Annotated in this window: 19 protein-coding genes and 1 riboswitch; of the genes, 8 read left to right on the top strand and 11 right to left on the bottom strand. The window is 71.0% G+C overall.

Annotated features, from left to right (window positions below):
- On the bottom strand, window positions 1-1,431 hold the full coding sequence (locus tag BM290_RS41675) for an ABC transporter ATP-binding protein (protein ID WP_093621512.1): 1,431 nt from the start codon (window positions 1,429-1,431) through the stop codon (window positions 1-3).
- 4 nt (window positions 1,432-1,435) lie between these two features.
- Window positions 1,436-2,023 (bottom strand): ECF transporter S component, encoded by a 588-nt coding sequence (locus tag BM290_RS41670; protein ID WP_093621511.1) that lies wholly within the window; start codon window positions 2,021-2,023, stop codon window positions 1,436-1,438.
- 74 nt (window positions 2,024-2,097) lie between these two features.
- A riboswitch (TPP riboswitch) is annotated at window positions 2,098-2,201 on the bottom strand.
- A 58-nt stretch (window positions 2,202-2,259) separates the two neighbouring features.
- Between BM290_RS41670 and BM290_RS41665 the strand changes: the two genes are divergently transcribed.
- Both BM290_RS41665 and BM290_RS41660 read left to right on the top strand, forming a co-directional pair.
- Complete coding sequence (locus BM290_RS41665; RefSeq protein ID WP_177320123.1) at window positions 2,260-3,075, top strand: alpha/beta fold hydrolase; 816 nt, start codon at window positions 2,260-2,262, stop codon at window positions 3,073-3,075.
- A 31-nt stretch (window positions 3,076-3,106) separates the two neighbouring features.
- Window positions 3,107-3,610: a DUF6328 family protein gene (locus tag BM290_RS41660; protein ID WP_093621509.1), complete on the top strand. Its 504-nt coding sequence runs from the start codon at window positions 3,107-3,109 to the stop codon at window positions 3,608-3,610.
- 43 nt (window positions 3,611-3,653) lie between these two features.
- Here the strand turns inward: BM290_RS41660 and BM290_RS41655 are convergent, their stop codons facing one another.
- From BM290_RS41655 to BM290_RS41625, 7 genes are read right to left on the bottom strand one after another with little or no spacing between them, the layout of a single operon-like run.
- The gene (locus tag BM290_RS41655) at window positions 3,654-4,256 is read right to left on the bottom strand and encodes a hypothetical protein (protein WP_093621508.1); all 603 of its coding nucleotides are present in this window, start codon (window positions 4,254-4,256) and stop codon (window positions 3,654-3,656) included.
- Between the two features lie 17 nt (window positions 4,257-4,273).
- A complete protein-coding gene (locus tag BM290_RS41650) occupies window positions 4,274-4,675 on the bottom strand; it encodes a Fur family transcriptional regulator (RefSeq protein ID WP_093621507.1) in 402 nt (133 codons plus the stop codon).
- On the bottom strand, window positions 4,672-4,974 hold the full coding sequence (locus tag BM290_RS41645; protein WP_093621506.1) for an ArsR/SmtB family transcription factor: 303 nt from the start codon (window positions 4,972-4,974) through the stop codon (window positions 4,672-4,674). The genes BM290_RS41650 and BM290_RS41645 overlap by 4 nt, the downstream gene beginning before the upstream one ends.
- Before the next feature lie 30 nt (window positions 4,975-5,004).
- Window positions 5,005-5,871 carry a metal ABC transporter permease gene (locus tag BM290_RS41640; protein ID WP_093621574.1) on the bottom strand — a complete coding sequence of 289 codons (867 nt, stop codon included), beginning with the start codon at window positions 5,869-5,871 and terminating at the stop codon, window positions 5,005-5,007.
- Window positions 5,871-6,653 carry a metal ABC transporter ATP-binding protein gene (locus tag BM290_RS41635; RefSeq protein WP_177320121.1) on the bottom strand — a complete coding sequence of 261 codons (783 nt, stop codon included), beginning with the start codon at window positions 6,651-6,653 and terminating at the stop codon, window positions 5,871-5,873. The genes BM290_RS41640 and BM290_RS41635 overlap by 1 nt, the downstream gene beginning before the upstream one ends.
- Window positions 6,650-7,567: a metal ABC transporter substrate-binding protein gene (locus tag BM290_RS41630; RefSeq protein ID WP_093621504.1), complete on the bottom strand. Its 918-nt coding sequence runs from the start codon at window positions 7,565-7,567 to the stop codon at window positions 6,650-6,652. The genes BM290_RS41635 and BM290_RS41630 overlap by 4 nt, the downstream gene beginning before the upstream one ends.
- Window positions 7,568-7,616: 49 nt before the next feature.
- Window positions 7,617-7,865 (bottom strand): DUF6703 family protein, encoded by a 249-nt coding sequence (locus tag BM290_RS41625; protein WP_093621503.1) that lies wholly within the window; start codon window positions 7,863-7,865, stop codon window positions 7,617-7,619.
- A 35-nt stretch (window positions 7,866-7,900) separates the two neighbouring features.
- On the opposite strand from BM290_RS41625, the gene BM290_RS41620 reads away from it, so the two are divergent.
- The 4 genes from BM290_RS41620 (at window position 7,901) to BM290_RS41605 (ending at window position 10,965) form a co-directional block, all read left to right on the top strand.
- Entirely contained in the window at window positions 7,901-8,242 is a 342-nt protein-coding gene (locus BM290_RS41620) for an antibiotic biosynthesis monooxygenase family protein (RefSeq protein ID WP_093621502.1), read from the top strand.
- Between the two features lie 16 nt (window positions 8,243-8,258).
- On the top strand, window positions 8,259-8,750 hold the full coding sequence (locus tag BM290_RS41615; protein ID WP_093621501.1) for a hypothetical protein: 492 nt from the start codon (window positions 8,259-8,261) through the stop codon (window positions 8,748-8,750).
- 70 nt (window positions 8,751-8,820) lie between these two features.
- Window positions 8,821-10,200: a glycine--tRNA ligase gene (locus tag BM290_RS41610; protein ID WP_093621500.1), complete on the top strand. Its 1,380-nt coding sequence runs from the start codon at window positions 8,821-8,823 to the stop codon at window positions 10,198-10,200.
- 75 nt (window positions 10,201-10,275) lie between these two features.
- Window positions 10,276-10,965 carry a hypothetical protein gene (locus BM290_RS41605; RefSeq protein WP_143134133.1) on the top strand — a complete coding sequence of 230 codons (690 nt, stop codon included), beginning with the start codon at window positions 10,276-10,278 and terminating at the stop codon, window positions 10,963-10,965.
- Between the two features lie 170 nt (window positions 10,966-11,135).
- Here BM290_RS41605 and BM290_RS41600 read toward each other — a convergent pair whose 3' ends face one another.
- Window positions 11,136-11,618, bottom strand: coding sequence for an XdhC family protein (locus BM290_RS41600; RefSeq protein ID WP_093621498.1), 483 nt, complete (start codon window positions 11,616-11,618; stop codon window positions 11,136-11,138).
- Window positions 11,619-11,831: 213 nt separating this feature from the next.
- Between BM290_RS41600 and BM290_RS41595 the strand changes: the two genes are divergently transcribed.
- Together BM290_RS41595 and dusB are read left to right on the top strand one after the other, a co-directional pair.
- Entirely contained in the window at window positions 11,832-12,218 is a 387-nt protein-coding gene (locus BM290_RS41595; protein WP_093621497.1) for a hypothetical protein, read from the top strand.
- 64 nt (window positions 12,219-12,282) lie between these two features.
- On the top strand, window positions 12,283-13,401 hold the full coding sequence (gene dusB / locus BM290_RS41590) for a tRNA dihydrouridine synthase DusB (protein WP_093621496.1): 1,119 nt from the start codon (window positions 12,283-12,285) through the stop codon (window positions 13,399-13,401).
- A 257-nt stretch (window positions 13,402-13,658) separates the two neighbouring features.
- Here dusB and BM290_RS41585 read toward each other — a convergent pair.
- Window positions 13,659-14,191: RICIN domain-containing protein (locus BM290_RS41585; RefSeq protein ID WP_143134132.1), on the bottom strand; the 533-nt coding region annotated here is incomplete at its 5' end.

The raw sequence follows: 14,191 nt of genomic DNA, 5'->3' as shown, positions 1-14,191 counted from the left end.
TCACGGTCGCGACCTCCGCGGCAGCGGGTCCGGTTCCGGCGAGCCGAGGGGCACGGTCCGATCAGCGAGGGTACGCACGAACGCGTCATCATGCGTGACGGCGACGATCCCGTGCCCTTCGTCACGCAGGCCGGCGAGCAGGTCGACGAGTTCCCGCCAGGTGCGCCGGTCCTGGCCGAAGGTCGGCTCGTCGAGCACGAGCAGCCGGGGCGCGGTCGCCAGCGCGGTGGCCACGCTCAGCCGCCGGGCCTCCCCGCCGGACAGGGTGTACGGGTTGGCGTCCGCGAGACGGTCCAGCCGCAGTCGCCCGAGCAGCTCGGTGACGATCCGGTCGACCTCGGCGGGGGAGCGGCGGGCGCGTCGCGGGCCGAGCGCCAGCTCGTCGCGGACCCGGGAGGTGACGAACTGGTGCTCCGGGTTCTGGAAGACCGACCCGATCCGGCCGGCCAGGGTCGTGGCCCGCCACCGGTGCGGCGGCCGTCGGTCACCGAACGCCTCGACCCGGCCCGACGTGGGCGCGAGCAGCCCGCCGAGCAGCAGAGCCAGGGTGGACTTGCCGGCCCCGTTCGGCCCGGTCACGGCCAGCACCTCGCCCGCTCCGACAGCTATCGAGACGGGGCGCAGGCGTCCGGTCACGGCGGCGCACGTAGCGCGTACCACATCGTTTCGGGCTTTTGATCCGGCTTTGAGCGGCGGGGCGTGGAAACCCGGCACCCAGACGCCCTCGTCAGCGAGTTTGTCGCCGTAGGCGGCGAAGATCACCTCGGGCGCGCCGTCGGCGCGGACGCCGCCGCCCGGCTCCAGGACCACCACCCGATCGACCAGCGGAAGGGCCTCGGCGACCCGGTGTTCCACGATGATCAGCGTGGTCTCCGGGCCGGTGGCCCGGCCCACCGCCTCCCGGATGAGCGCGGCGCCCGGCGGGTCCAGGTTGGCGGTCGGCTCGTCGAGCAGCAGCAGACCGGGCCGCAACGCGAGGACCCCGGCGAGGGCGAGGCGTTGCGCCTCGCCGCCGGAGAGGGCCGAGGTCGGGCGATTGATGGGGTACGGGAAACCGACGCGATCCAGCACATCGGACACCCGTGGCCAGATCTCACCGGCCGGCACGCCCCGGTTCTCCGGGCCGAACGCCACGTCGTCGCCGCTGCGGGCCATCACGATCTGGGTCTGCGGGTCCTGGAAGAGGATGCCGACGCGCTCGCGGGCCTTGCGCGGCTCGAGCCCGTCGATGCGGATCGTGCCCTCGGACTCGCCGGAGTCCTCGGGCAGCAGCCCGGCGAGCGCCGCCAGCAGGGTGCTCTTGCCGGCCCCCGAGGGACCCAGCAGGAGCACCCGCTCGCCGTGCCGGACCTCCAGGTCCAGCCCGCGGACCGCCCAGGCGCGCCGACCGGCGTGCCGCCACCCGAACCCGCGGAGCTGAACGTCACTCATGTCGTCAGACGGATGCCCGTTCCCGGCCCGCTTCGAACCGGTCCAGCACGCCGGTCGGAGCGAGCGCCCGGACCAGCGCCCACGAGCCGATCCCGGCCAGCACCGCGCCACTGATCACGGTGATCAGCGCGTACGGGATGCGGTACGACCACAGGTCGGTCCCGGCGGTGTACCGGACGAAGTCGTAGATCGCCGCGCCGACGCCGGTCAGGGCGCCGGCCAGGATCGCGACCGGGAGCTTGAAGTTGCGGTAGAACAGCGCCGCGAACACCAGCTCCGCGCCGAGCCCCTGGATCAGGCCCTGCAGGATGACCGGGGCGCCCCACTGGCTGCCGAGCAGCGCGGACACGACGGCGGCGACCGTCTCGGTGTAGAGCGCGGCGCCCGGCTTACGGATGATCAGGCCACCGAGGACGGCCGGGATCAGCCAGACGCCGTAGATCACGGTCTGTGCCGGGGGGAAGAAGGCGAAGGCAGCCTCGGTGGTCGCCCAGACCGTGTTCCAGGCCCAGAAGATCACGCCGAACGCGACGGCGATGACGGAGGCGATGACGATGTCTATCGTCCGCCAGCGGTGGGTGGTGGATGTCATGAACTGCCTCCCAGTGGGCACCGGGAGGAGACGCACGCCGTGCATCCCCGGGCGACGGTGCCCAGGGCACGACGCGGCTGGAGAGACCGAGCTTCCTGCGCTGGCATTACCCAGATCAGGTACTAGGGTCTGCGGAAATCCCGCACTCTCAGCGCTGTGCGCTCCCCTGTCGGATTGGATGTGCTTCGATGACCGTAACACCTGGTAGCGGGGCAGCACAGGGAGGGGAACACGTGATCGAGGTCAAAGCTCGGGGACTGACGTTCGACGTGCACGAAGGAGGCCCGGAGGACGGTGAGCCGGTCCTGCTGCTGCACGGATTCCCCCAGGACTCCCGGGAGTTCGACCTGATCCTGCCCCGGCTGCACGAGGCCGGGCTCCGGACGTACGCAATGGACCAGCGCGGATGTTCCCCCGGCGCCCGGCCGGCCGACGTCTCCGCCTACACCCTGACCGCGGTGGCCGCCGACGCGATCGCCGTCCTCGACGCGCTCGGCGTCGACAGCGCCCACCTCGTCGGCCACGACTGGGGCGCGCAGGTCGGCTGGCAGCTGGCCGCCCGCCACCCGGACCGGGTCCGCACCCTCACCGCGATCTCCGTGCCGCACCCGCGGGCCCTGATGCTCGCCCTCCGGGTCCGGCCCAGCCAGAAGGCCCGGCTCGCCTACTTCGAGGTGTTCCGCCGCCCGTTCGCCGAGCGGATGCTGCTCGCCCAGCACGCCCTCGCGCTGCGGCTGATGCTGCGGCCGATCGGCATGCGCGCCGAGCAGTACGTGGCGGCGATGCGCGAGCCGGGCCGGCTCACCGGGGGCCTCAACTGGTACCGCGCCTACGACAGCTCGCAGGTCGCGAGCCTGGGTGTGGTCACGGTGCCGACCACCTACGTGTGGAGCGACAAGGACGGGGTGGTCGGGCTGACCGCGGCACTGCGTACCCGGGACTGGGTGCGGGCCGACTACCAGCTGGTGGCGATGCGCGGAGTCAGCCACTGGGTGCCCGAACAGGCGCCCCGCGAGCTGGCCGACGCGGTCCTGGCACGTATCGGCGTTTGATCAAGGGTCCCGACGGGGAAATCGGCGCGGCATGGCGGTCGATACACACACTCCCCGAGAAACCGAGAAGCAGCGCTGGGACCGCAACTTCGCGGACCTGCTCCAGGAGCTGCGGGTCGCGCAGACCGGCGTGCAGATCCTCTTCGCGTTCCTGCTGACCCTGCCGTTCAGCAGCGGCTTCCCGAACACCAGCGACTTCCAGAAGGACACCTATGTGGTCGCGCTGATCAGTGCGGCCTTCGCCACCGCGATGATCATCTCGCCGGTCGCTTTCCACCGTGCGCTGTTCCGGCAGGGCCGCAAACCCGAGCTGGTCCGGTACGCCCACAAGATGGCCACCGGCGGCCTGGTGTTCATGCTGATCGCGATGACGGCCAGCGTCCTGCTGATCACCGACTACCTGCTGGACTGGAAGTGGGCGATCCCGCTGACCGTCGTCACCGGCGGCTGGTTCCTCACCTACTGGGCGATCCTGCCGTTCGCCCACCGGGAGTGGGGCGAGGACGACGAGGACTCGGCGTCCGCCACCGACTGACAGCGCCGCCGCCTCTCCGGGTGGTCACCCGGTCCGGCTGGGCCTAACGCCGTCTCAGGCCCAGCCGGCGCAGCTCCAGGCCGGCCAGGGCGGCGACCGCGTCCGGGTCGCCGGCCCGCCAGCTCTGCGCGATGTCCGGGCCCAGCTTCGCCAGCTCGGTCAGCGGTTGGGAGGCCAGCGCCCGCAGCGCCAGCAGATCCTGACCGGCCGGGTCGGCACGGACCGCCGCGGCGACCCCGGCCCGGCGCACCCAGCGCAGCCGCAGCGGCAGCCAGAGGAAGAGCACCAGGGCCAGCGGCACCGACAGAGCCAGCGCGGGCAGGATCAGCGCCAGCTGCGCCACGAACTCCTGCTGCTGGTGGCCGGCGTCGGCGATCGACCGGGCGGCGTCGGCGGCGCCGTTGAACGGCTGCGTCAGCTCGTCGCCGACGAGCGGGACCCGGCCCACCTTGCCGCCCGCGTCGGCCAGATTGTCGGCGATGCCGCTGCCGGCGCTCTCCAGTTTCTGCCCGGGGACGGCGAGTTTCTCCACCACGTCGTGGATCCACAGGGCCACCTTGATCCACAGGTAGACCCAGATGACGACGAGGATGTCGGTGACGAGTTGGCGAAGGGCGACGGGGACACGGTCCGCATAGAGCTTCACACCCCGAAGGGTCGCACTCAGCCCTTCGCGGCGCACTCCGGGCATGTCCCGAAGATCTCCAGGGTGTGCGCGACGTCGACGAAGCCGTGCTCCCCGGCCACCCGGTCGGCCCACGACTCGACGGCCGGGCCCAGCACCTCGACGGTCCGCCCGCACGACCGGCACACCAGATGGTGGTGGTGGCCCTGGCTGCACCGGCGGTAGAGGTGCTCCCCGCCCGGCGGCCGCATGACATCGATCTCGCCGGCGTCGGCGAGCCCCTGCAACGTCCGGTACACCGTGGTCAGGCCCACCCGCTCGCCGCGGTCACGCAGCATCGCATGCAGGTCCTGGGCGCTGTGGAAACCCTCGGTCTGGGCGAGGACGGCGCTGACCGCGCTGCGCTGCTTGGTGTTGCGGATCTGGCTCTCGGGGTTCACTGTCGGCTCTCCCTGGCGTGGCTCACGGCGTCGGCGACGATGTGGGCGACGTGTTCGTCCACCAGGGAGTATGCGATCTCCCGGCCCCGGCGCACCCCGCGCACCACGCCGGCGCCGCGCAGCACGCGCAGGTGCTGCGACACCAGTGGCTGCGGGGCGCCGAGCTTCTCCACGAGATCGTGCACACAGCGCTCGCCCACGCCCAGCTCGACCACGATGGCGACACGGATCGGCGCGGAGAGGGCACGCAGCAGCGCCCCCGCCGATTCGTACGCTTCGTAACCGGTGGTCGTCGTCATCGTTGCGACAACGGTACAGGCAGGCCGGGGTCAGCCATGCAACACGACATCCGGGGGTTCCGACGCCACCGGCTGCGGCGCGGCCCGGCGCAGCCGATGACGAGCCGCAGCGAACACCGCGGTGGCCACGAAGACCGCCAGCGCCAGCAGCACCGTGGTCGCGCCGGGAGCGGTGTTCGCCTCGGCCGAGACGAGGATGCCCCCGCCGGCCGCGCTCACGCCGATCACCACGGCCAGCGTCATCGTGGTGACGAAACCGCGGGTCACCTGCTGCGCGGCGGCGACCGGGACGACCATCATCGCGGACACCAGCAGCAGGCCGACGGTACGCATGGCGATCGTCACGGTCACCGCTGTCGTCACCGCCAGCAGGATGTTGAGGGTCCGCACCGGCAGGCCGCTGACCCGCGCATACTCCTCGTCGTTGCAGAGCGCGAACAGGGCCGGGCGGAAGAAGAACATCACGGCCAGCACTGCCGCGCCCAGCCCGCCGATCACTGCCAGGTCCTCCGGCGAGGTGGTCAGCGGCGAGCCGAACAGGTACTTCATGAGGCTGCTGTTGCCGCTGCCGTCGGAGAGCCCGACCAGCAGCACACCACCGGCGATCCCGCCGTAGAAGAGCATGGCCAGGGCCAGATCCCCGGAGGTACGGCCACGCTCACGGATCAGCTCGACACCGACCGCGCCGAGCGCCGACACGATGACCGCCGTGTAGACCGGGTCGTTGCCGGTGAGCAGGCCCAGGCCGACGCCGGTGAGCGCCACGTGCCCGATCCCGTCGCCGATCAGCGACAGGCGGCGCTGCACCAGGTAGATGCCGAGCGACGGGGCGGCCAGCCCGATGATCATCGCGGCGATCAGGGCCCGCTGCATGAACGGCTGGGTGAGCAGTTCCATCAGTACGCCTTCGTCCCGTCGGTCGGCGCCCACTCGCAGATGCCGGCCTTGACCTCGTCGGCGTGCGGGTGCAGATGCTCGTGGTCCGGCTCGGCGTGGTGCCCGGCCGGCTCGGGAGGCGTCCCCTCATACGCGATCCGCCCGTCGTGCACCACCACGGCCCGCCCGATCAGCGGCCGCAGCGGGCCCAGCTCGTGCAGGACCAGCAGGATCGTCCCGCCGTCACCGGCGAACCGGGTCAGCGCCGCGGCGAACGCCTCCTGGCTCGTCGCGTCCACCCCGGCGTTCGGCTCGTCCAGCACCAGCAGGCCCGGTTTGCCGGCCAGCGCACGGGCGATCAGGGTGCGCTGCTGCTGACCGCCGGAGAGCGTCGACACCGGGTCGCCGATCCGGTCCAGCAGGCCGACAGCGGTCAGCGCGTCCCGTACCGCCGCCTTGTCGCTCCGCCCGGGGAAACGGAGAACGCCGCGCCGGGCCAGCAACCCGGACGCGACGACCTCGCCGACCGTGGCCGGCACGCCGCTGCCGGCGCCCAGCCGCTGCGGCACATACCCGATCCGGTCCCAGTGCCGGAACCGCTGCTGCGGCGTCCCGAACAGCCGGATCTCGCCCCGCCGGGCCGGCACCAGGCCGAGGATCGTCCGGATCAGCGTCGACTTGCCGGACCCGTTGGCGCCGAGGATCGCGACGACGTCACCGGCCGCCACGCTCAGCGAGACGTCCCGCAGGACCTCCCGCCCGTCATACCCGGTCGCGAGGTGACTGACCTCCACAACGCTCATGAACACTCCAGGCCCAGTTTCAATGCGGTCAGGTTGGCGCGCATCACCGAGAAGTAGTCTGCCGAGTCGTCGGTGAGGCCCTCGATCGGGTCCAGCACCGCGGTCTTGGCGCCGACCTCCTTGGCGATCGTCTCGGCCACCTTGGGGCTGACCAGCGTCTCGAAGAAGATCGTGGTGGTGCCGTGCTCCTTGGCCTCGGCGGCCACGGCGGCGAGGCGCTGCGGCGACGGCTCGGTCTCCGGGTCGATGCCGGTGATGCCGATCTGGGCCAGGTCGTAGCGGTTCGCCAGGTAGCCGAACGCGGTGTGGCTGGTCACCAGCTCGCGGCGGGCGCAGTTGGCCAGGCCCGCCCGGTACTCGCCGTCCAGAGCGGTCAGCTCGGCACGCAACGTGGCCGCGCGCGCGGTGAAGTCGGCGGCGTGGGCCGGGTCGGCCTTGCCGAGGCGCTCGGCCACCTTGTCGGCGATGGCCGCGAGACGGACCGGGTCGAGCCAGACGTGCGGGTCGGTGCCGCCGTGCTCCTCCTCGGCGTGCGCGTCGCCCTCCCCGGCGTGGTCGTCGGCCTCCTGCGCGCTGAGCGTCTCGACCGCGGTGGTGGCGTCGAGGGCCCGGTCCCCGCCGTTCTGCTTCACGGCGTCGTCCACGGCCGGCTGGAAGCCACCCAGGTAGACGATCACGCCGGCGCCGGAGACCTCACCGACCTGGCGGGCGGTCAGCTCGACGTCGTGCGGCTCGGCGCCCGGCTTGGTCAGGGTGGAGACGCTGACCGCGTCGCCGCCGACCCGCTCGCTGACGAACTGCAGCGGGTAGAAGGCGGTGACGACGGAGAGCTTCCCGTCGGCGCCGGCGGAGTCTCCTCCGCAGCCGGTCAGGGCGGGCAGCAGGAGCAGGGCGGGGAGCAGGCGGCGCATCATGACAGCAACTCTGGTCGATAATGACAATGATTGTCAAAGCCGCATGGGTTCACAGGGTCTTCGACACCGCGGCCACCACGAGCAGAGTGAGCAGCACCACCCGCACCACCCGGGTCACCGGCGCCTGCACCGGCCAGGTCGTCGCGGTCAGACCGGCCAGGCCGGCCGCCAGCAGACCGAGCAGCAGCGCGCCCACGATGCCCGGCAGGAACAGGCCCGCCAGCAGCACGGCGAGCGTCCCGGCGAACGCCGCGGTCGGATTCACCCGGGCCAGCCGGTGCAGGAATGTGCGCGTCACCTGTCGCTCCTGTCGCGTGTGCGTACCCTCGTCACATGCTCGTGCTCAACCGCTTCACGGTGCCCACCGAAACACAGGACGGATTCCGGGATCAGGCGCACGCCGCGCTCGCCGCCCTGGCGCGCACCCCCGGATACCGCTCCGGCCGCCTCACCCGGGCCATCGAGGACCCGGCCGGCTGGATCCTGGTGACCGAGTGGGAGTCGGTGGGAGCCTACCGGCGCGCGCTCGGCGCCTTCGACGTCAAGGTGCACGCCACGCCGCTGCTCGCGCTCTCCCTCGACGAGCCGTCGGCCTTCGAGACGCTCGCCTCCGCCGAGCCGGGCGCCGATGTCGTGGTGACCGCGAGCGACCGGGCGGCCGAACCCTGGCGCTGAGCACTAGGCTGAAATCATGAGTCTTCCTCCGCCCCCGCCGCCACCGGGCCCGGGTGTGCACCCGCCGTTCCCGGCTCCCCCGTTCGAGGGGCGCGGCAAGCGGATCGGGACGAGCGTGGGCATCGCCGCCGGCATCGTCGCGCTGGTCTGCGGCGTCGGCGCGGTCGCCGGCATCGGGTTCGCGACCTCGGTCGGCAGCGCGCTCGACGAGCAGGCCGACGTGGTGGTCAGCCGCTACCTCGACGAGCTGCGCGAGCGAGACTTCGACGGGGCGTACGGGTTGCTCTGCCAGGACGCGCAGGACACCGAGTCACTCGCCGACTTCACCGCCCGGATGGCCGACACCGAGCCCTTCGAGTCGTACCGTGTGGGTGATCTGTCCATGGGGGTGCGGTTGACGGTCCCGGTGGTGATCGTCTATCCCGACGGCGACTCGACGCGGCTGCGGGCCGACCTCGTGCAGAACAGGTCGACGGGCAAGTTCGAGGTCTGTGACCTCGGGGAGTAATCTCGCTTTTCGTCCTGTAACTCTCTGATTTCCCCGCCGACACCCAGCCGGCGTAGGAGGAAAACCGCACATGCCTGCCGACCGTATCGACAGCGTCGTCAGCCTGGCCAAGCGCCGGGGCTTCGTCTTCCCTTCCAGCGAGATCTACGGAGGGACCCGTTCGGCCTGGGACTACGGTCCGCTCGGCGTGGAGCTCAAGGAGAACGTCCGCCGGCAGTGGTGGAGGACCATGGTCCAGCAGCGCGACGACATCGTCGGCCTGGACTCGGCGGTCATCCTGTCGCGTGACGTGTGGGCCGCCTCCGGTCACCTCGACGCGTTCGTCGACCCGCTGACCGAGTGCCAGTCCTGCCACAAGCGCTTCCGGGCCGACCACCTGGAGGAGGCGTTCGAGGCCAAGCACGGCAAGCTCCCGGAGTCGCTGCAGGAGTTGAACTGCCCGAACTGCGGCAACAAGGGCACCTTCACCGAGCCGAAGATGTTCAACGGCCTGATGAAGACCTACCTCGGCCCGACCGAGAGCGCCGACGGCCTGCACTACCTGCGCCCGGAGACCGCCCAGGGCATCTTCGTCAACTACAACAACGTGGCCACGGCGGCCCGCAAGAAGCCGCCGTTCGGCATCGCGCAGGTCGGCAAGAGCTTCCGCAACGAGATCACCCCGGGCAACTTCATCTTCCGTACGCGTGAGTTCGAGCAGATGGAGATGGAGTTCTTCGTCCCGCCGGGCGCCGACGAGGAGTGGCACGAGTACTGGCTGCAGGAGCGCTGGAACTGGTACCGCGACCTGGGCCTGTCGGAGAGCAACCTGCGGTTCTACGAGCACCCCCAGGAGAAGCTCTCGCACTACTCGAAGCGGACCGTCGACATCGAGTATCGCTTCCAGTTCGGCGGCACCGAGTTCGCCGAGCTCGAGGGTGTCGCCAACCGCACCGACTTCGACCTGACCACGCACTCGAAGCACTCCGGTGTGGACCTGTCCTTCTTCGACCAGGAGAAGGGCGAGCGCTGGGTGCCCTACGTCATCGAGCCGGCCGCCGGCCTCACCCGCGCGGTGCTGGCCTTCCTGCTCGAGGCCTACGACGAGGACGAGGCGCCGAACACCAAGGGCGGCGTCGACAAGCGCACCGTCATGCGGTTCGACCCCCGGCTCGCGCCGGTCAAGGTCGCCGTCCTGCCGCTGTCGCGTAACCCGGAGCTGTCGCCCAAGGCGCGCGAGCTCTCCGCGACCCTGCGCAAGCGCTGGATCGTCGAGTTCGACGACTCGCAGGCGATCGGCCGCCGCTACCGCCGCCAGGACGAGATCGGCACGCCGTTCTGCGTCACTGTGGACTTCGACACCCTCACCGACAATGCGGTGACCGTCCGCGACCGCGACACCATGAAACAGGAGCGGGTCTCCCTCGACCAGATCGAGGACTACCTGATCAAGCGGCTGCCCGGCTGCTGAGCCCCCGTGACACGAACCGCCGGGTCGCCCGCTCGGGCGCCCGGCGGTTTACACGAGGGCCTATGCTCGCCGATCATGGCACGACGGGGAGCTATCGCACTGACGATGGTGAGCGTGGCCGCCCTCACCGGTGGTTGCGCCACAGAGGACAAACCACGGATCCCGGTGGGCGAGGCCAGGCCCCTGACACCGGTCACCCTGGCGGCGCCGGACCGGTCCGGGATGGTGCCGTTCACCGCATGGCCGGCCGCCTGCGACCTGCTTCCCGAGCCGACGGTCCGGGAGGTGCTGCCGGCCGCCACCACGATCGTGATCAACCGGCTCGCGCCGACCGGCGATTTCGCCGAGAAGGAGCTGGTCCTCCCTGGTGACGCGGAGTGCCAGATCGGCGTCGACCTCGCCGACGCGAAACCCGCCGCCTCGGGCAAGGTGCCGGTCCGGATCCAGCTCACACTCTGGATGGTCGGCACGCCGGAGCTGGCCCGGAAGACCTACGACGAGAACATCGCGGTGACCGCCGGCGACAAGCGGACGACCTGCCCGCCCGAGCTCGTCACCGCGTCCGGGATGGACGCCTGCACCGACGACGGCAACGCGTGGACGTTCCTGAAGAACGGCGTCGCGGGCGAACTGCGCGGCCGGGCGCCGGTCCTGCGGGACGGCTTCAACTTCGAGGGCCGCAAGAAGGGCGTCTCCAACGGGAAGATCTGGCACGGCACCGTCCACGCCAGACTGCTCCAGGCCGTCGTCACCCGCCTTCCCTGACGGCTGGCGGCGGTTGCGCGGGCGTTGCCTGGCGGCTGGCGGCGGTTGCGCGGGCCTTGCCTGACGCTTGAGGCGGTTGCGTGGGCCTTGCCTGACGCTTGAGGCGGTTGCGCGGGCCTTGCCTGCGGCTCGCGGCGGTCGCGCCCACCTTCTCTGACGCCTGACGGCGGTCAGAAGACGAAACCGCCGGGGCGGTCGTTGCGGTCGGCGATCAGTCCGGCCAGCACCGCCACGGCGATCTCGGCGGGCGTACGGCTACCGATGTTCAACCCGACCGGACGACGCACGCGGCCGATCTCGTTCTCGCCCACGCCCCGCTCCCGCAACGCCGCCACGTGCGGCCCCTCGGCGCGCGGGTTGCCGAGGATGCCGATCCAGCGGGACCGCCCGGTCAGCGCCTCCTCGAGCAGGGCGCCGATCTCCGGCCGGTGATGGTCGGTCAGCAGGATGTCGGTGTGCTCGTCGGGCGCGGCCGCGGCCAGGTCGCCGACGAAGGTGTCGCCGTGCGGCCGGGGCGCTCCGGCCAGGCGGCCCGGGTCGGGCTCGACGAGCACGGTGCGGAAACCGAGTTCCACCCCGAACCGGAACAGCATCTCCGACACCGGCGACTCGAAGACGGCGATCAGACGCCGTGGGCTCTGCTCATCACTCACCCCGCCGACACTGTCAGAAAATCCCTCGCCGGGCACTCGATCGGGTGTCGCACATCTACTAGGTCAAGGACTATAGTTACAGGGCAAGAGCAAAGCCCTGCGCCGGCGCTTCTGACCGGCTACCCTTCACCCCTGGAGGCACCGTTGCCAACCCTCGAAGAACGTGTCACCCGACTGGAGCAACGCGTGGATGACGAAGCGAGACTCCGTGCCATGCTGGACCGAGACTTGGCCGACTTCGGCGAGAAACTTCGGGCCCAGACCGGTTCTATTCAAGCCATCGCTCAGACGCAGGCCGAACACACCGCGACGCTCGCGAAACACACCGCGACGCTCGACCAGCACACCGCGACGCTCGACCGGCACACCGCGATCCTCGACCGGCACACCGCGATCCTCGACCGGCACACCGCGATCCTCGACCGGCACACCGCGACGCTCGACCGGCACACCGCGATCCTCGACAGGCACACGGCGATGCACAAGGAGACCGCGGGAGGTCTCGCGAAGCTCACCCTCGACATCTTCGGTCTGAAGAACAGCATGGAGCAGATCGTCGGGATGCTGGACACGTTGATCGCGCGGGGCGGCGAGCAGTAGGGAGCGGGCGATTCGGGGTCGCCGGGCCTGGCGTGTCACGCTAGAGCGCGTGACTGCACCGCTCATGTTCGGCGACCATGCCGTTAATCCGCCCGTCGTGCTCGCGCCGATGGCCGGCATCACCAATGTGGCGTTTCGGCGGCTTTGTCGGGAGCAGGGTGGTGGCGTCTACGTCTGCGAGATGATCACGACGCGGGCGCTGGTGGAGCGGATCCCGAAGACGCTGAAGATGATCGCGTTCGCTGAGGACGAGGGTTTCCGCAGCCTGCAGCTCTACGGCGTGGATCCGGACGTGACAGCGGCCGCGGTGCGGATGGTCGGCGAGGACAATCTGGCCGATCACATCGACCTCAACTTCGGGTGCCCGGTCCCCAAGGTGACCCGTCGGGGCGGTGGTTCGGCCCTGCCGTGGCGGCGTCGCCTGTTCGGGCGGATCGTGAGTCAGGCGGTGGCGGCGGCGAAGCCCTTCGGGATTCCGCTGACGATCAAGATGCGTAAGGGCATCGACGACGACCATCTGACGTACGTGGAGGCCGGCCTCGCCGCCCAGGAGGCCGGAGTCACCGCGGTGGCCCTGCACGCCCGGACCGCCGAGCAGCGCTACTCCGGCCAGGCTGACTGGGATGCGATCGCCACCCTGAAGCAGGCGCTGGACGTGCCGGTGCTCGGCAACGGCGACATCTGGGAGGGGTCGGACGCTCTGCGCATGGTCGAGCACACCGGCTGTGACGGTGTCGTGGTGGGCCGTGGCTGCCTGGGCCGTCCGTGGCTCTTCGCCGATCTGGAGGCGGCGTTCACGCAGGGCGCGGACTATCGGCCGGTGCTGCCGACCCTCGGCGAGGTCTCCAAGATCATCGCCCGGCACGCGCAGCTGCTGGTCGAGGCGCTGGAGGACGAGCGGCACGGCTGCGCCGACTTCCGCAAGCACGTGGCGTGGTATCTGAAGGGCTTCCCGGTCGGGGGCGAGCTGCGCCGCAGCTTGGCGATGATCTCCTCGCTGGCCGAGCTGGACGATCTGCTGGCCAAGCTCGACCCGGCGGTGCCGTTCCCGGTGGAGGCGCTGGGTCAGCCCCGCGGCCGGGTCAACGCCCCCGGCAAGGTGTCGCTGCCGCACGGCTGGCTGGACAGCCGCGACGACGAGACGGTGCCGGAGGGTGCCGAGACCGACGATTCCGGCGGCTGACCGCGGCGTTCGCGAGGGCGGGCCGCAGGGTTGCGGCGGCGGGTCGCGGGTTTGCGGCGGCTGACTGCGGCGTTCGCGAGGGCGGGTCGCGGGTTTGCGGCGGCGGGTCGCGGGTTAGCGGCGGCTGACTGCGGCGTTCGCGAGTGCGGGTCGCGGGGTTGCGGGGGTGGGTCGCGGGGTTGCGGGGGTGGGCCGCGGGGTTGCGGGGGCGGCTGACCCCGGCCGCTCGGCGCGACCGGGGCCGTGACCCGGAGCCGTCAGGCGGTGATCTTCCACTGCTGGCAGGTGTTGCCCAGCGCCGTCCACTGGCGGACCGCCACACCGTCGGCGGCGCCGCAGTCGGTGACGTCGAGGACCATGCCGTTGCCCCGGTTGGCGATCAGGTATCCGCCACCGACCGGGGTGAGGCTCCACTCCTGGCAGAAGTTGCCGAGCGACGCCCACAGGTGGACCGCCGTGCCGTTGCCGGTGCCGCAGTTGACCGAGTCGAGGACGGTCCCGGAGTTGACGTTGGTGATCCGGTAGTAGTTGCTCGTCGTCCTGGTGAACGTCCACTGCTGGCAGGCGTTGCCCAGCGAGGACCACTGCCGGATCGCGGTGCCGTCGGACGTGCCGCAGTCCTTCGCGTCGAGCGCCTTGCCGGTGGCCTGGCTGACCAGCCGGTATCTCGTGCCGCCCACCGGGAAGGTGACCGCGCCGCCCGGGTCGCCCGACGGGGCGGTCAGGGTGGTGGCGAGCTTGTCGGGCGTACCCAGATCGGGGGTGTCGTCGCTGTTGAAGGTGACCTTCT

Origin of the sequence: Actinoplanes philippinensis, from assembly GCF_900113015.1 — a bacterium.
GTDB lineage: Bacteria > Actinomycetota > Actinomycetes > Mycobacteriales > Micromonosporaceae > Actinoplanes > Actinoplanes philippinensis.
The sequence above is the reverse complement of the archived record's forward strand: the minus strand, read 5'-3'. Positions and strand labels throughout refer to the sequence as shown.